We start from the raw sequence: 14,057 nt of genomic DNA, 5'->3' as shown, positions 1-14,057 counted from the left end.
TCCATGGCAGTAGCCCATAAGTTTATCGTCGCAGACGACCATCCGCTGTTTCGTGCAGCGCTCACTCAGGCGTTGCGCCAGTTAGCCCCCCAGGCTGAGATTGTCGAAGCCGACACCATGGAAGCCACCACTGAGGTCGTTAATCGACATCCTGATGCTGATTTGATTTTGCTAGACCTCCATATGCCAGGAGCGCATGGCTTCTCAGGTTTGATTCAATTGCGTGGCCAGATGCCCGATATTCCGGTGGCGGTTGTTTCAGGCAGTGACGAGCCCTATGTAGTACGTCGTGCAATCGATTATGGCGCGTCAGGCTTTATTCCTAAATCTTCCTCGCTACAGTTGATTGCTGAAGCGGTGGGGGAAATTCTGCAAGGGGAAGTTTGGCTGCCAGAAGCGTTGGCGAACGTCTTAGATGAAACCAGCGAAGAAGAGTCGCGTTTTGCGGAGGCAATTGCCTCGCTGACGCCGCAGCAGTTTCGTGTGCTCAATATGCTGACGGAAGGCTTGCTAAATAAACAGATCGCCTATGAGCTTAGCGTCTCAGAAGCCACTATTAAGGCCCACGTGACGGCTATTCTGCGCAAGCTGGGAGTGCACTCGCGCACCCAGGCTGTTATTGCTGCTCAGAAACTTGAAGTGGAACCGCCGAAAGTTTCTTCTTGAAGGGTAAGTTGGATTCCCGATAACCCCCTTCGGGAATGACGGTGTGGTGCGTCTATCTCGCGGCTCCGTCATTCCCGCGTTCCTCACCACTGTGTCATTCCCGCGTGCTTTTGGCGGGAATCCATTTTTAAGCAGGCTCCTAGGCATCAGCGAGAAAGGTCAAAGTGGATTCCCGATAACCCCCTTCGGGAATGACAATGTGATGCACCAATCCGCCGTATCATTACGTTTTCCCTCCTGCTCGGCTAGCCTGAAGAGTGCGAGTTAAAAGCGCGCGTAGCGCGGCGGGTTTGACCGGCTTAAGCAGCAGTTGATAACCCGCACGCTTGATCTCCTCGGCCACCGCTTCCGTGCGGTCGGCGGTAATCACAATGCCCGGTACGGCTCCCTCAAAGCGCTCGCTGAGTGCTTCGAGTGCCATCAAGCCCGTGACTTCGTTGTCCAGGTGATAGTCGGCCAAAATAGCGTCGGGGTCGCCGTCCATGTTGCGCAGAATCGATTTTGCACCGCCAATGCTGGTCGCCGTGAATACTTCACACCCCCAGCCGCTCAGCATGGCCGTCATGCCCTCTAAAATGAGCGTTTCGTTATCGATACACACAATGCGGGTACCCGCTAACTTATTACCGCTACGGCGGTTTTGAGGTTCTTGGTCCGCTAAGGTTACTTCACGGGCGGCAACAATAGGTACGCTGACGCAAAATGCAGTTCCCACACCTACCCAGGATCGAACCTTAATTGGGTGGTCAAGTACACGGCTCATACGATCGGCGATTGAGAGGCCTAAGCCGAGCCCTTTCTCACTCTCTTTATGGCGCGAAACTTGATCCAACCGACGGAACTCTTGAAAAATTTCCGTTAGCTTCGATTCAGGAATACCAGGCCCGCTATCCCATACTTCTATGGAAAGCCGTCCCGCTTGGCGGCGGCAGCCTAGTAGCACACGACCTTCTTGGGTATAGCGGATCGCGTTGGATAAAAAGTTTTGTACAATCCGGCGAAGCATCTGCGGATCGGAATCTACCCATTGTTGCGTCGGTACGACGACAAGATCCAGCCCACGGTCATCGGCCATCACTTCAAATTCGGCACGCAATGGGCGAATAATATCTGCGAGTGCAAAATGGCTGCGTCGCGGTGTAAGCGCACCCGCATCAAGCTTTGAAATATCTAGCAGAGTGCCAAGCAGCTCTTCAGCGGCTTGAAGTGAGTTATCAATATGGCTGATGGTGCGCTGGGTGTCGCTAGCGGTGACGTTTTGCATTAATGCAGAGGTAAACAGCCGGGCTGCGTTCAGCGGCTGGAGCAAGTCATGACTAGCGGCAGCCAAAAAGCGCGTTTTGGAGGCGTTAGCATCTTCAGCTAACTGTTTCGCTTGGCGCAGCGCTTGCTCTGCTTCAGCGCGCACACGGTTTTCTTGGCGCAGCGCCGCGTTGGCCTCGGAAAGTGCTTGCGTGCGCTCGCGAACGCGCTCTTCCAGGGTTTCGTTGGTCACTTTTAAGGCGATTTCGGCTTGGCGGCGCTCGGTAATGTCTTGATAAAGCGCGAAGAAGCCTAAAATCGATTGGCTATCACCAAAGTGGGGCGTATAGGTGACCAGCATATAGCGCATGGCATCATTAACGCGCATTGAGACTTCAAAACTGACGCGTTCGCCTGCCAGTGTTCGCTGAACCCACGGCATGCGCTCTTCGGCTTTTTTAACCGGTAATACGTCTTCGTAGCGGCGCCCAATCACGGCATTACGATCTATGTCGAAAGCTTGTTCGTAGGCGCGGTTGGTAAATAGATAACGGCACTCTTTATCAAAGTAGGCAATCAGCGCTGGCACATTATCGGTGTAGATACGGATGTTGTTTTCAGAGCGGATCAGCGCCTCTTCGATGCGCTTCTGCTGAGTAATATCTTGATAGGTATAGACAAAACCACCACCAGGCATCGGGTTGCCTTGGACTTCCAATACGCTGCCATCTTGGCGATAGCGCACATAGCGGTGAGGCTGGCCGTCGCGAATGTTGTCGAGCAGCAGTTGGACGTGCTCTTCCGGATCTCCTGGGCCATATTCGCCGCTGTGCGCGTTGTAGCGAAAAATACGATCTATGGGGGCGCCGACCCGTATCAAGTGATCAGGGAAGCGGAACAGCTCTAAATAGCGCTGGTTCCACACCACCAAGCGCAAATTCTGGTCAACCACGCTAATACCCTGGTTGATGTTTTCAATGGTGGCTTGCAGTAGTGCGCGGTTGAACTCTAAGACTTGAGAGGCTTCATCAACGATTGAAATGACATCTGAAATGCCGATGCCGCGTCCCTGAAGCGCCGAGTTAACGACTATGCGTGCTGACGATGCGCCTAACACTGACGCAAGAAAGCGCTCAGTAAATTGGATGACGTCGATAGACGCCCGTGAACTATCTTCCATGGGTTTGCCCGCGCGGCGTGCGTAATCCTCAAATGCACGATCCACTTGGTCTGCCCCAAGAAAACGCTCACACAGCACTTTAAGGTCACCGACAGTGGTGGCACCTGTCCATGGGCGGTTTACGGATGTTTGGCGAGTTTCTACGCTATCGACAAACAGCGATGCCTGAATACGCTCGACGACCCGCTGAGAAGTCACCTGTGACACAAAGATATAGCAGAACAAGTTGATACCCAGCGACAGCATGACCCCGTGGGTAAATGGATCGCTGAGGTTTAAGCCAAAGAGGGTTGTCGGCGATAGCCAATTAAGCCCTAAGGGGCCGCCCGCCAGCCATGCTTGAGGCAGCACTCCGGCATTGATCATAGCCGGCATTAACAAGCTGTATGCCCAAATCGCAAAGCCTGCGTTCATGCCAACAATAACGCCGAGGCGGTTACCGCGCTTCCAATACAGCCCGCCGATGAGTGCGGGGGCAAACTGAGCGGCGGCCGCAAAGGACAGCATGCCAATTGAGGCCAACGAGGTGAATTCGGCAATGAGCTGATAGAAGCCGTAAGCCATTGCCAATACAGCAACAATCGTCAGGCGACGCGCGCGGAGTACTAAGCGGCCATAGTCACGAGCTTTGGTGTCGAACCAACGCAACCTAAATAGTGCTGGGATCACAATTTCATTAGAAATCATGATGGATACTGCCACTGCCGCCACAATAACCATGCCTGTCGCGGCAGAAAATCCGCCAATAAAGGTGAGCAGGGTCAGCCACTGCTGGCCAGACGCCATCGAAAGAGCAAGTACGTAAGTATCAGGCTCAACCCCGCTTTCCGAAAACAGCAGTAGACCGGCTGCCGCCAAAGGCACCACAAAAAAGGCGACTGCGAGTAGGTAAAGAGGAAATAGCCAGCGTGCTTTCGTTGCATCATCTGGGTGGGTGTTTTCCACCACTGCCACATGAAACTGGCGAGGCAGGCAAAGTATGGCGAGCATGGCGAGCAGCGTTTGCGCCCAGAAGCTTTGGCCAAAATCTTGATTGGCTAGTTGGCGCTGCAACTCCAGTTGACTTTCGGCGTGGCCCATCAGTTCGCCTAGGCCATCAAACATGCCCCAGGTAACAAAAGCGCCAAGGACGACAAAAGCCAACAACTTTACCAGCGATTCAAATGCTACCGCATGAATCAGCCCTTCGTGGTGCTCTGTCGCGTCCGTATGGCGAGTGCCAAAAAGGATAGCGAAGATTGCCATGACAATAGCGACATAAAACGCTGTGTCGCCAAACAGCGGCGTATGGGTCATATCCGCTGCGTCGGTAAGAACGCTAAAGGTGGTAGACACCGCTTTTAACTGCAGGGCAATGTAGGGCAGGGTGCCAATGAGGGCGACTAAACTAGCAAACGCTGCAAGGGATTGGGTTTTGCCGTAGCGGGAAGCAATAAAGTCAGCGATTGACGTGACGTTCTGGTGCTTGGCAACACGAATCATTTTTGCCAGAACAGGCCAAAACAGTAAAAACGTTAAGATTGGCCCGACAAAGATACTGGCGAATGACCAGCCAGCCGTGGCTGCTTGCCCCACTGCGCCGTAAAACGTCCACGAGGTGCAGTAAATGGCCAATGCCAAACTGTAGATGATTGGCCGTCGGCGGCTGGCGCCGTGAGTCCGTGCACGGCGATCACCGAACCAGGCAATTCCAAACAGCACCGCAATGTAAAGCAGTGATACCGCGACCAGCAGACCGCCATGAAACATGTCGTCTCCCCACGTTGAAGGCTTCGCCTAGCGACGATCTAATATCAAGTAACGATCATCTAAATAAAGACCCTATTCTAGGCGAAGGAGGGGCATCACGTCTGCTGGTCGGCGGCAAGTTGGCAAACGGTTGTTAACAAAGGCGCGGTTTCCCTCAGTGTGCGGCGCTCGTTTAATTCAGCGTCGCCCGTCTCTGGATTCAGGGGGACTATCTCGCGGTGAGCGCAGTTCAAGACATAAGGCTGAGTGGTCAGTATATCGGTATGGCGGCGTTCGAATTGATAGAGAATAAATTCGGCAATTAACTCATCGTCAATGTGACGAGCGCGCACATTGTCGCTATCAACGATGCTGAATTTAGTCGTCATCGGAAACACAAAGGTCCATGGTCGCCATACGGCGCTAGACGTATCGCTGGAAATGACGATGGCAGTTTCAGGTAGTTGAGAGCGCTTGTGTTCAAACCAGCTGTATTCGGTTGAGACCTGATACCCCAGCATACCCAGGCCACCAAAAACGGGCACAATCCATTTAGGCAGCCGTTTACGGCTAAGCGTCCTAAGTAATAGGCCTATCCCTGCGGCGGCAAGCCCTGCAAATACAGCGGCAACAAGATGCCAGATCATAAAATATCCTTTCTAAATGACATCGGGCTCCCCTAAGGAAGCCCGATGAGAAGTATCGATTCCGAATCTAATGGCAGTGTGCCAAAGAGGAGGATTCGATTATGACTTAGTGGTCGACCGCGACACCAGCACCTTTCGGGTAGCGAACGCTTTCTACCAGGTCTTGAATCTCCTGCGGAGGCTCTTCCGTTGCGCTAGAGACAGTAAACGCAACCGCAAAGTTAATCATCGCGCCTATTGCACCGAAGGAGAGTGGTGAAATGCCCAAGATCCAGTTGTCTGGCGTGTTAGCCAGCATGTTGGTGCCGGGAACGAAGAACCAACCGAGATAGGTGAAGATATAGAGCAAGGTGCAGATCAGACCTGCCAGCATGCCGCAAATCGCGCCTTTGCTGTTCATGCGCTTGGAGAAAATGCCCATCATCAGCGCTGGGAACAGTGAGGCACCAGCGATACCAAAGGCAAGTGCAACCGTCTGCGCTGCGAACCCGGGTGGATTAAGCCCAAGGTAGGTAGCCAGAAGAATCGCGCCGCCCATTGAAATACGCGCTGCCAGCATTTCACCCTTCTCAGAGATTTTCGGATTGATCATTGTTTTGATCAAATCGTGACTAATGGCTGACGAGATGGCCAATAGTAGACCTGCCGCTGTTGAGAGGGCCGCAGCAATACCGCCTGCTGCAATCAGACCGATAACCCAACCTGGCAGATTAGCAATTTCTGGGTTTGCTAATACCAGAATGTCATTATTAACGGTTAGCTCGTTACCTTCCCAGCCACGATCAGAATAGTCGGTAGCATCATTGTACATTTGGATGCGGCCGTCACTGTTAAGATCGTTGAAAGTGATAAGCCCGGTTTCTTCCCACGTGCGTACCCACTCAGGACGATCTTCATAGAGAATCGGATTGCGGGCGGCTTCTTCGTAATTCTCTACTTGTCCTGCCATTTCTGGATAGACGGTGGTAGCCAAGTTCAGACGCGCCATGGAACCAACCGCAGGAGCGGTGAGATACAGCAGCGCAATAAACACGAGTGCCCAGCCAGCGGACCAGCGTGCATCAGCAACTTTCGGCACAGTGAAAAAGCGAATGATAACGTGGGGTAAACCAGCAGTACCCACCATTAGCGACAGGGTAAACAGCACCATGTTCAGCTTATTATCGACGTCGGCGGTATAGTCGCGGAAACCAAGTGCATTGACCACTTCGTCCAGCTTGGTCAGTAGCGGAATACCAGACTCCGTATGAGTACTGAACATACCGAACATCGGAATCGGGTTGCCGGTTAATTGCATGGCAATGAACACCGCCGGAATAGTGTAGGCGATGATAAGCACTACGTACTGAGCGACCTGCGTGTAGGTAATGCCTTTCATGCCGCCAAAAACGGCATATAGGAACACAATCAGCGCTGCGATCCAGATACCCCAGGTGTTGCTCACTTCCAAGAAGCGCGAGAAAGCAACGCCAGCACCGGTCATTTGACCGATAACGTAAGTAACAGAGGCAACGATCAAACACACAATCGCGACGAAGCGCGCAGTGTTGCTGTAGAAACGGTCACCAATAAAGTCGGGCACTGTAAACTTGCCAAACTTACGCAGGTAAGGCGCTAGCAGCATTGCCAGGATAACGTAACCACCTGTCCAGCCCATCAAGAAGGTGGAGTTAGCATACCCGCCAGACGCTAGCAGACCGGCCATCGAAATAAACGATGCCGCTGACATCCAGTCAGCGGCAGTCGCCATACCGTTGGTGATAGGGTGAACGCCGCCACCGGCAACGTAGAAGTCTTTAGTCGACCCGGCTCGTGCCCATATCGCAATCCCGATATAGAGCGCAAACGACGCGCCGACAAACAGTAAGTTAATGGCAAACTGGCTCATACTGGCTTACTCCCCAAGGCCGAATTTTGCATCGAGTTTGTTCATTCTCCAGGCATAGAAGAAGATCAGTACGATGAAGGTGAGGATGGAGCCCTGTTGAGCGAACCAAAAGCCCAAGTCAGTCCCACCAACGGGAATGCCCGCTAACAGCGGACGAAAGAGGATGGCACATCCATAAGAAACGAACGCCCAAACGGCCAAGCATCCAAAGATTAATCGGACGTTGGCTTTCCAGTATTCAGCAGCGTTGGATTTGTCATCTGCCATTGTGGTGCTCTCCAGTTGTGATTTTTAGGGTTGGAAAGTTAACTCAGGATAGCGTGTGATCCATTAGGGCAATCCTTCATAGAAAACCGCTCTTTTAGTTGTCTGCGATGATTTAGTGCGATTAGACGCATATCACCTTGTTGGTTAAGTTGCTCTGCTGGTTAATGGTTTGGCAAGGTTTTCTTCAGTGCCTTGATAAGTGTTTAACAAGTGCCACGTGAACATCCTGTATAGCCCGTTGTTAATAGTGGGCAATAATTGCAAAAAATAAATCCCAGACTTTGGTATCAATAAGCTTTCAGTACGTATTTTGATGTTTGTTTTTGAAAATAAATACATGTTTTTAAAGTTTTTTTAGCTTTTCTGTCTGAGTGATAGGACGATGGTCTATGGGTCGCTTAAAAGCAATGTTTGCTACTTTTAATAGGTGGTATATTAAGTGGCCAAGTTTGCTAGTTCGTGTCGCTACTTTGGTCGCTAAACAAACGTCTTTGCGACGTTAGCGGTATAGCAAAAGGTATAATAAAGGCGCTGGTTGAAAAGCAATCAAACCTTAAGCCATTGTGTTCTTCATCGCGATTAACTGGGGTCACTCATGATTGACGTTGATCTTTCCCAATTGCCCTTCACATTAATTGATGATGAAGGGCGTGACCACGTTCGTCGTGGTATGGACATCGCCTATTTTGATCGTGATGAAATTATTATCGAGATGGGGCAAGCGGGTGAATCAGTATTTTTGATTCACAAGGGCGAAGTTGCTGAACTGGACCCTACCCTGCCAGCGTCCAGTGCACGGATTGGGCACTACACGGCTGGTGATCTGTTTGGTGCCATTAGTATTCTGAACGGTAAAAGCCGTTATCGCTTCCAGGCTGAGCAAGAATGCTTGTGCTATGTGATGCCGAAGGCGCTATTTATAAAACTATGCCGTCATCATCCTGACTTCGAAAATTTCTTCAAACAGTCGCTATCTCACAAAGCGCGGTTAATGACTGAAAAGCGTGCCGAAGGCGGCGTGACCATGGCCGGCTTTATGTTGGCTAAAGTCAGCGAATGTATGCGTGAACCTCTTATCATGGATGCATCGACAGATATTGCCAGCGCGGTGCGTCAGCTCAACGATAGTCATGCAGATAGCTTGCTAGTCAAAACCCAGGGCGAGTTTGGCATTGTCACTAAAACCGATTTGCTCAATGGTGTCGTGCTGAATAACTATGAACATACAGCGCCCGTTGAGGATGTGGCCCATTTCTCGTTGGTGACCGTTACCCCCCATCAGTACTTATTTGAAGCGCTCGTGCTGATGACGCGGCATAAAGTAACGCGGGTGGTGGTGATGGAGCAGGGCACCCTGAAAGGGGTGGTAGAACTAACGGATGTCCTTAGCTATTTTTCGAGCCGTAGCTATGTCGTTAGTCTGCAGGTGGAGCAGGCAAATAGCTTAGAAGCATTGGCGGCTGCCAGCCAACGCACGCCAGAATTGGTGAATGCGCTTATGGCGCAAGGGGTCAAACTACGTTTTGCCATGGACCTACTGGCCGCGTTGAATGGCCGAATTATCAATAAAGCGTGGTCATTTGTTATTCCTGAGCAGTATCACTCCCAAAGTTGCCTAATGGTGATGGGTAGCGAAGGGCGCGGCGAACAAATTCTTAAAACAGATCAAGATAATGGTTTGATTTTAGCCGATGACAGCCAATGGCCTTCGCTTGCCGAAGACATGAATGCGCTTACCCAAACGCTGATTCAGCTCGGCTACCCACCCTGCCCAGGTAATATCATGGTGTCTAATCCTGAATGGGTTGGCACTGTGTCGCAATGGAAAAACAACATTGCTAAGTGGGTGAGTGCAAGAGATGGCGATAGCCTAATGAAGCTGGCGATTTTGCTGGATGCCCATGGTGTGGCTGGTAATCCGCAATTGCTAGACAGCGTGCGAGCAGAGCTGTTTGAACGCTGCTCACGGGATGAGCTATTGCTGTCCTACTTTGCTCGCGCTGCACTGCGTTTCTCAACACCGCTAACGCTATTTGGCTCCTTAAAAAAGCCCCAGCATGGGATCGATATTAAAAAAGGCGGTATTTTCCCCATTGTTCATGGGGTGCGCACAATGGCCCTCGAGCGACGCATTAATGCTACTTCCACCTTAGATCGCCTGGACGCTTTAGCAGAAGATGGTCGTCTTGATCGCCGTTTTGCGGATGACCTGGGCGAGGCGCTGGCACTGTTTACCGAACTACGTTTAAAACAGCAGCTACAGACAGCGGAAGCGTCGACTCAGCAGCGTAGCAACCGTGTGGTGGTGCAAGAGCTCTCGTCCCTTGAGCGTGATCTGTTGCGTGAGGCGCTGCATATCGTAAAAGATTTTAAACAGCGGCTCTCCCATCGTTATCATTTGGAGTATTCGTGAGCGGAATGCGCTTGTTAGACCGGCATATGTCACTACTCAGTGGCTCGCTGCGTACATTAATGCAGCGCGAAAGCGACCGCCGACGCTGGGCAGACTCTCCCTACGCATGGCTGTTTCAGCCCTACATGGGGGAAGAAATGGTGGCGCTTGCCTGCCAGGCTAGCCCTGGCCAAGCGCCGGTGGTCAGCGTCGCTGCTGTTGTCTTAAGCCCAGGGAGAGTGCAGACCAGCCGAGCCTGGGTGGCTACCCTGGCAGAAGAGCAGAACAGCAACGCCCCCGCGCTGCGGCGACATCATCAGCTGTATGCGACGGACATGGTGCTGGCGCCTAACGCTGAGCATCTTGGGGCGCTAGCTGAATTCATTGGTAATCGGCCGCTAATTGGTTGGCAGTTAGGGCGCTCGGTGGAACACCTAAATCTTTTGTTTAAAGCCGGGTTGGGATTTGGTTTGCCCAATGCCCAGGTCGACGTTGGAAAGCTACACTATCGTCAGCTGCGTCGCTTACATCCACAGTGTGAGGCGAGTGGCCGCCTAACCGAAGCGCTCGCTCGTTGGCAAATCCCCGCTCTTCAATGGATGGGAGTGCTGGGGGATGCAACCGCAAGCGCGCTTTTATATCTGCGTTTGCAGCGCGAGATTGCCCAGCAGGGGTAGTCGTTACTACCCTCATGGGATGAATCCACGGGTTTATCTTGGGTGGACGTGGTGAGTCTTGTTAGAATGCCCGCTGCTTCTTCTACCATCGGCAGTGCCTACACCATGCTACAACCTGACTATTTTGACCCCGCAGCGCCTGATTCTGTTTCTGTTAACAGCCCTGCTGTTAATAGCGCACAGACACCATCCGAGCATCACGCCGCTAAACAAAAGCGTGAATTTAATAAGCTACAAAAGCGCTTACGGCGAGAGGTTGGCAACGCCATCATTGATTATCAAATGATTGGTGAAGGTGACAAGGTGATGGTGTGCCTGTCTGGCGGCAAAGATAGCTATACGATGCTGGAGATACTGCTTAACCTGCAGCGCAACGCGCCGGTTAACTTCTCTCTGGTCGCCGTCAATATGGATCAAAAACAGCCAGGCTTTCCGGAGCATGTGTTGCCCCAGTACCTAGATAAAGTGGGGGTTGAATACCACATTCTAGAGCGTGACACCTACTCGGTGGTGAAAGAGAAAACCCCAGAAGGAAAAACGACCTGCGCGCTCTGCTCACGACTAAGACGTGGCTCGCTCTATGGGTTTGCCGAGGAAATTGGGGCAACGAAGATTGCCCTAGGGCATCATCGTGAAGATATTTTAGAAACGTTATTTCTTAACATGTTCTTTGGTGGCACTTTGAAAGCAATGCCTCCCAAGCTGTTATCTGACGATGGCAAGAATATTGTCATTCGCCCCCTTGCCTACTGCAAAGAGGCTGATATTGCAGAGTTTTCTCGGCTAATGGAATTCCCTATTATTCCCTGCAACTTATGTGGCTCTCAGCCCAATCTCCAGCGTCAAGTTGTCAAAGATATGTTGGCTGAGTGGGATAAAAAACATCCAGGACGTCTAGAAAGCATGTTTAAAGCGGTGACCAATGTAGCGCCTTCCCAGCTAGCAGACCGCGGTTTATTTGACTTTGCTGGCCTTGAAGCCAAACAAGCGGCGTTGATGGAAGGGCGTATTCAGGCGCTTAGCGTGGACTAGCCGACTGTTCTTCCTCTTCAGCTAGCGTGATGAGGCGCCGCATATCTAAAATATTAACCTCGCGCCCTGAAACAGCCACCACCTCTTGCTGTTGAAAGCGGCTAAGAATACGGCTGACCGTCTCTACCGCCAAGCCTAAGTAATTGCCGATGTCGGCGCGGGACATGGAGAGTCTGAAGCTATAAGGCGAGTATCCACGTCGACGAAAACGGTCTGAAAGGGTGACTAAAAAGCTGGCTAGTCGTTGATCGGCCGTCTTACGCGATAGCAAGCGCATCATGCGCCGGTCATCCCGCAATTCTTTGCTCATGCTCCGATAAAGCTGGCCACGTAGTTCGGGCAGTTCTTCGGAAAGCAGGTCCAAGCGATCAAATGGAATTTCACATACCGTTGTGGTTTCCAGTGCAATGACGCTACCGGGGTAGTGCTCTTCATCAATTCCGTCCAATCCCACTAGTTCGCTGGGAAGGTAGAAATTTGTCAGCTGATCATTGCCGTTCCCTTCGCTGGTCACCTGTTTCAGGCTGCCTGAGCGGACGGCATACACACTGGTGAAGTGATCGCCCTGGCGAAACAGGGGCTCGCCTTTTTTGAGCGGTGCGCGGCGGCGAATGATGGCATCAAACTGGCCCATATCCTCAAGCTCTAAGGCAAGCGGCAGGCACAGCGAGCTTAGGCTACAGGTCTGACAGCGCGCCTCTTGCAGCAGTGAGCGTCGTTGGCTGGCGGGTTGTGGCATATCATTCTCCCTTTCTCGTTAGCCATCATAGGCCCAGAGGCAAGACGTCTCAAGAAGCTTATACAATCTTAGAGTAGCGTTTAGTAGGCTGGTCAGCTAGGCGAGCATCAAAGGCCATTGCCAAATGGCGAATCAGCAGCCGTCCAGTGGGGGTGGCGCTAATAACTTGCTGATGGCGAGTGATTAAGCCGTCTTGCTCAGCTGTCTTCAATTGCTCAATTGCGGTGGAAAAATAATCACTAGCATCGATGTGCCAACGCTTTCCAACTGCCGCTAGATCAATGTGCATGTCGCACATTAGCCGTTCAATCACGTCTCTTCGTATTAGGTCGTCCTTATTTAACCTTAATCCTTTGACGGTTGCCAGCTTACCTTGATCTAAGGCTGCTTCATATTGGCCAAGCTGGGTCGGGTTTTGTGCGTAAACGTCGTCAACCCGTGATATAGCGGATACGCCTAAGCCAACTAAATCGCACTGTGCATGGCTAGAGTAGCCCTGAAAATTGCGTTGTAAGGTACCGTTGCGCTGTGCAATCGCTAGGCTATCGTCAGGTCGTGCAAAGTGATCCATGCCAATATGCACATAGCCTGCGTTAGTCAGCATTTCTATGGTGGTGTGCAAAATAGCCAGCTTTTCATCGGCGCTGGGAAGATCCGTTTCGTTAATGCGTCGCTGTGGCGCAAAGCGGGTGGGCATGTGCGCATAATTAAAGACGGACAGCCGTGCCGGGTTGAGCTCGATGACTTGGCTTAGCGTCTCGGCAAAGCTTTTTTCGGTTTGAAATGGCAGCCCATAAATCAAATCAAGATTGAGTGAGCGAAAACCAAGACGGTGTGCTTCTTCCATCAACGTTTCGGTGAGCACCCGGGGTTGTACGCGGTTGATAGCTTTTTGTACCTGCAGGTTTAAATCCTGTACGCCAAGGCTTAGCCGATTAAAGCCGAGCGACTGTAGATGGCGTAACGTAAATACGTCTGCTTCACGAGGATCTATTTCAATAGCGTAATCGCGATCGGCTGAGCTAGATAAACCAAAACGGGCATCTAGGCGGTCAATCAGGTCCCCCATCTGTGCCAAGGTTAGAAATGTGGGCGTACCACCGCCCCAGTGTAACTGTTGCACCGGGCGTGAAGTGTCTAAATGGCGGGCAGTGAGCACCATTTCCCGATCTAGCCGAGAAAGGTAAGGTTCTGCAAGGGCGGTATTCTTCGTTGCGATTTTATTGCAAGCACAGTAGAAGCAAATTTTTCGACAAAAGGGCACATGCACATACAGTGATAGCGGACGGTGGCTCTCGTTACTGCGCGCTAGCGCCTGAGTAAAGTCATCGGCGCTGAACTGATCATGAAACGCGAGAGCTGTTGGGTAGGATGTGTAACGTGGGCCACTTTTGTCATAGCGACGCAGTAGCGCTTCATCCCAGGCATTAGCCCCAGACATTTCCTTGTTGGTAGGTGAGAAGGCAGCAGTGGCATGAACAGGCATGGCGAGCGCTCCGAAGTGAGAAGTAAACAAAAGGAGTGACTGAGCGCCGTCGCTCAGTGTTCTCTCGGCATGCTACGTCGGTGTCACTTGGAATGCGTTGAGCTATATCAAGC

At 51.7% G+C, this 14,057-nt stretch carries 10 protein-coding genes; 4 read left to right on the top strand and 6 right to left on the bottom strand.

The window, feature by feature from the left end:
• Positions 1–3: 3 nt before the first annotated feature.
• Entirely contained in the window at positions 4–666 is a 663-nt protein-coding gene (locus NF683_RS02760; protein ID WP_009721286.1) for a response regulator, read from the top strand.
• 223 nt (positions 667–889) lie between these two features.
• Here the strand turns inward: NF683_RS02760 and NF683_RS02755 are convergent, their stop codons facing one another.
• The 4 genes from NF683_RS02755 to NF683_RS02740 form a co-directional block, all read right to left on the bottom strand.
• Positions 890–4,837 (bottom strand): hybrid sensor histidine kinase/response regulator, encoded by a 3,948-nt coding sequence (locus NF683_RS02755; protein ID WP_089039744.1) that lies wholly within the window; start codon positions 4,835–4,837, stop codon positions 890–892.
• Positions 4,838–4,932: 95 nt separating this feature from the next.
• Positions 4,933–5,463 (bottom strand): hypothetical protein, encoded by a 531-nt coding sequence (locus tag NF683_RS02750; protein ID WP_089039743.1) that lies wholly within the window; start codon positions 5,461–5,463, stop codon positions 4,933–4,935.
• A 106-nt stretch (positions 5,464–5,569) separates the two neighbouring features.
• Positions 5,570–7,351: a sodium:solute symporter family protein gene (locus tag NF683_RS02745; RefSeq protein ID WP_089039742.1), complete on the bottom strand. Its 1,782-nt coding sequence runs from the start codon at positions 7,349–7,351 to the stop codon at positions 5,570–5,572.
• A 6-nt stretch (positions 7,352–7,357) separates the two neighbouring features.
• Positions 7,358–7,618, bottom strand: coding sequence for a DUF4212 domain-containing protein (locus NF683_RS02740; protein WP_038477966.1), 261 nt, complete (start codon positions 7,616–7,618; stop codon positions 7,358–7,360).
• Between the two features lie 595 nt (positions 7,619–8,213).
• Between NF683_RS02740 and NF683_RS02735 the strand changes: the two genes are divergently transcribed.
• The 3 genes from NF683_RS02735 (at position 8,214) to ttcA (ending at position 11,719) form a co-directional block, all read left to right on the top strand.
• Positions 8,214–10,031: a putative nucleotidyltransferase substrate binding domain-containing protein gene (locus NF683_RS02735; RefSeq protein WP_253921198.1), complete on the top strand. Its 1,818-nt coding sequence runs from the start codon at positions 8,214–8,216 to the stop codon at positions 10,029–10,031.
• A 5-nt stretch (positions 10,032–10,036) separates the two neighbouring features.
• Positions 10,037–10,687 carry a 3'-5' exonuclease family protein gene (locus NF683_RS02730; protein WP_253921874.1) on the top strand — a complete coding sequence of 217 codons (651 nt, stop codon included), beginning with the start codon at positions 10,037–10,039 and terminating at the stop codon, positions 10,685–10,687.
• Positions 10,688–10,753: 66 nt separating this feature from the next.
• The gene (ttcA, locus tag NF683_RS02725; RefSeq protein ID WP_253921873.1) at positions 10,754–11,719 is read left to right on the top strand and encodes a tRNA 2-thiocytidine(32) synthetase TtcA; all 966 of its coding nucleotides are present in this window, start codon (positions 10,754–10,756) and stop codon (positions 11,717–11,719) included.
• Here the strand turns inward: ttcA and fnr are convergent.
• Together fnr and hemN are read right to left on the bottom strand one after the other, a co-directional pair.
• Positions 11,706–12,458: a fumarate/nitrate reduction transcriptional regulator Fnr gene (fnr, locus tag NF683_RS02720; RefSeq protein ID WP_089039739.1), complete on the bottom strand. Its 753-nt coding sequence runs from the start codon at positions 12,456–12,458 to the stop codon at positions 11,706–11,708. The genes ttcA and fnr overlap by 14 nt on opposite strands.
• Before the next feature lie 58 nt (positions 12,459–12,516).
• Positions 12,517–13,944, bottom strand: a complete 1,428-nt coding sequence (gene hemN / locus NF683_RS02715) for an oxygen-independent coproporphyrinogen III oxidase (protein ID WP_253921197.1) — start codon at positions 13,942–13,944, stop codon at positions 12,517–12,519.
• Positions 13,945–14,057: the final 113 nt, after the last annotated feature.

It is taken from the genome of Halomonas sp. MS1 (assembly GCF_024182575.1).
GTDB lineage: Bacteria > Pseudomonadota > Gammaproteobacteria > Pseudomonadales > Halomonadaceae > Vreelandella.
This window is presented reverse-complemented; position numbering and strand designations above follow the sequence as displayed.

What these genes read in the sequence shown, in the direction of transcription:
- NF683_RS02760 (WP_009721286.1), top strand. Translation starts at nt 4, where the DNA reads ATGGCAGTAGCCCATAAGTTTATCGTCGCAGACGACCATCCGCTGTTT.
- NF683_RS02755 (WP_089039744.1), bottom strand. Translation starts at nt 4,837, where the DNA reads ATGTTTCATGGCGGTCTGCTGGTCGCGGTATCACTGCTTTACATTGCG.
- NF683_RS02750 (WP_089039743.1), bottom strand. Translation starts at nt 5,463, where the DNA reads ATGATCTGGCATCTTGTTGCCGCTGTATTTGCAGGGCTTGCCGCCGCA.
- NF683_RS02745 (WP_089039742.1), bottom strand. Translation starts at nt 7,351, where the DNA reads ATGAGCCAGTTTGCCATTAACTTACTGTTTGTCGGCGCGTCGTTTGCG.
- NF683_RS02740 (WP_038477966.1), bottom strand. Translation starts at nt 7,618, where the DNA reads ATGGCAGATGACAAATCCAACGCTGCTGAATACTGGAAAGCCAACGTC.
- NF683_RS02735 (WP_253921198.1), top strand. Translation starts at nt 8,214, where the DNA reads ATGATTGACGTTGATCTTTCCCAATTGCCCTTCACATTAATTGATGAT.
- NF683_RS02730 (WP_253921874.1), top strand. Translation starts at nt 10,037, where the DNA reads ATGCGCTTGTTAGACCGGCATATGTCACTACTCAGTGGCTCGCTGCGT.
- ttcA (WP_253921873.1), top strand. Translation starts at nt 10,754, where the DNA reads ATGCCCGCTGCTTCTTCTACCATCGGCAGTGCCTACACCATGCTACAA.
- fnr (WP_089039739.1), bottom strand. Translation starts at nt 12,458, where the DNA reads ATGCCACAACCCGCCAGCCAACGACGCTCACTGCTGCAAGAGGCGCGC.
- hemN (WP_253921197.1), bottom strand. Translation starts at nt 13,944, where the DNA reads ATGCCTGTTCATGCCACTGCTGCCTTCTCACCTACCAACAAGGAAATG.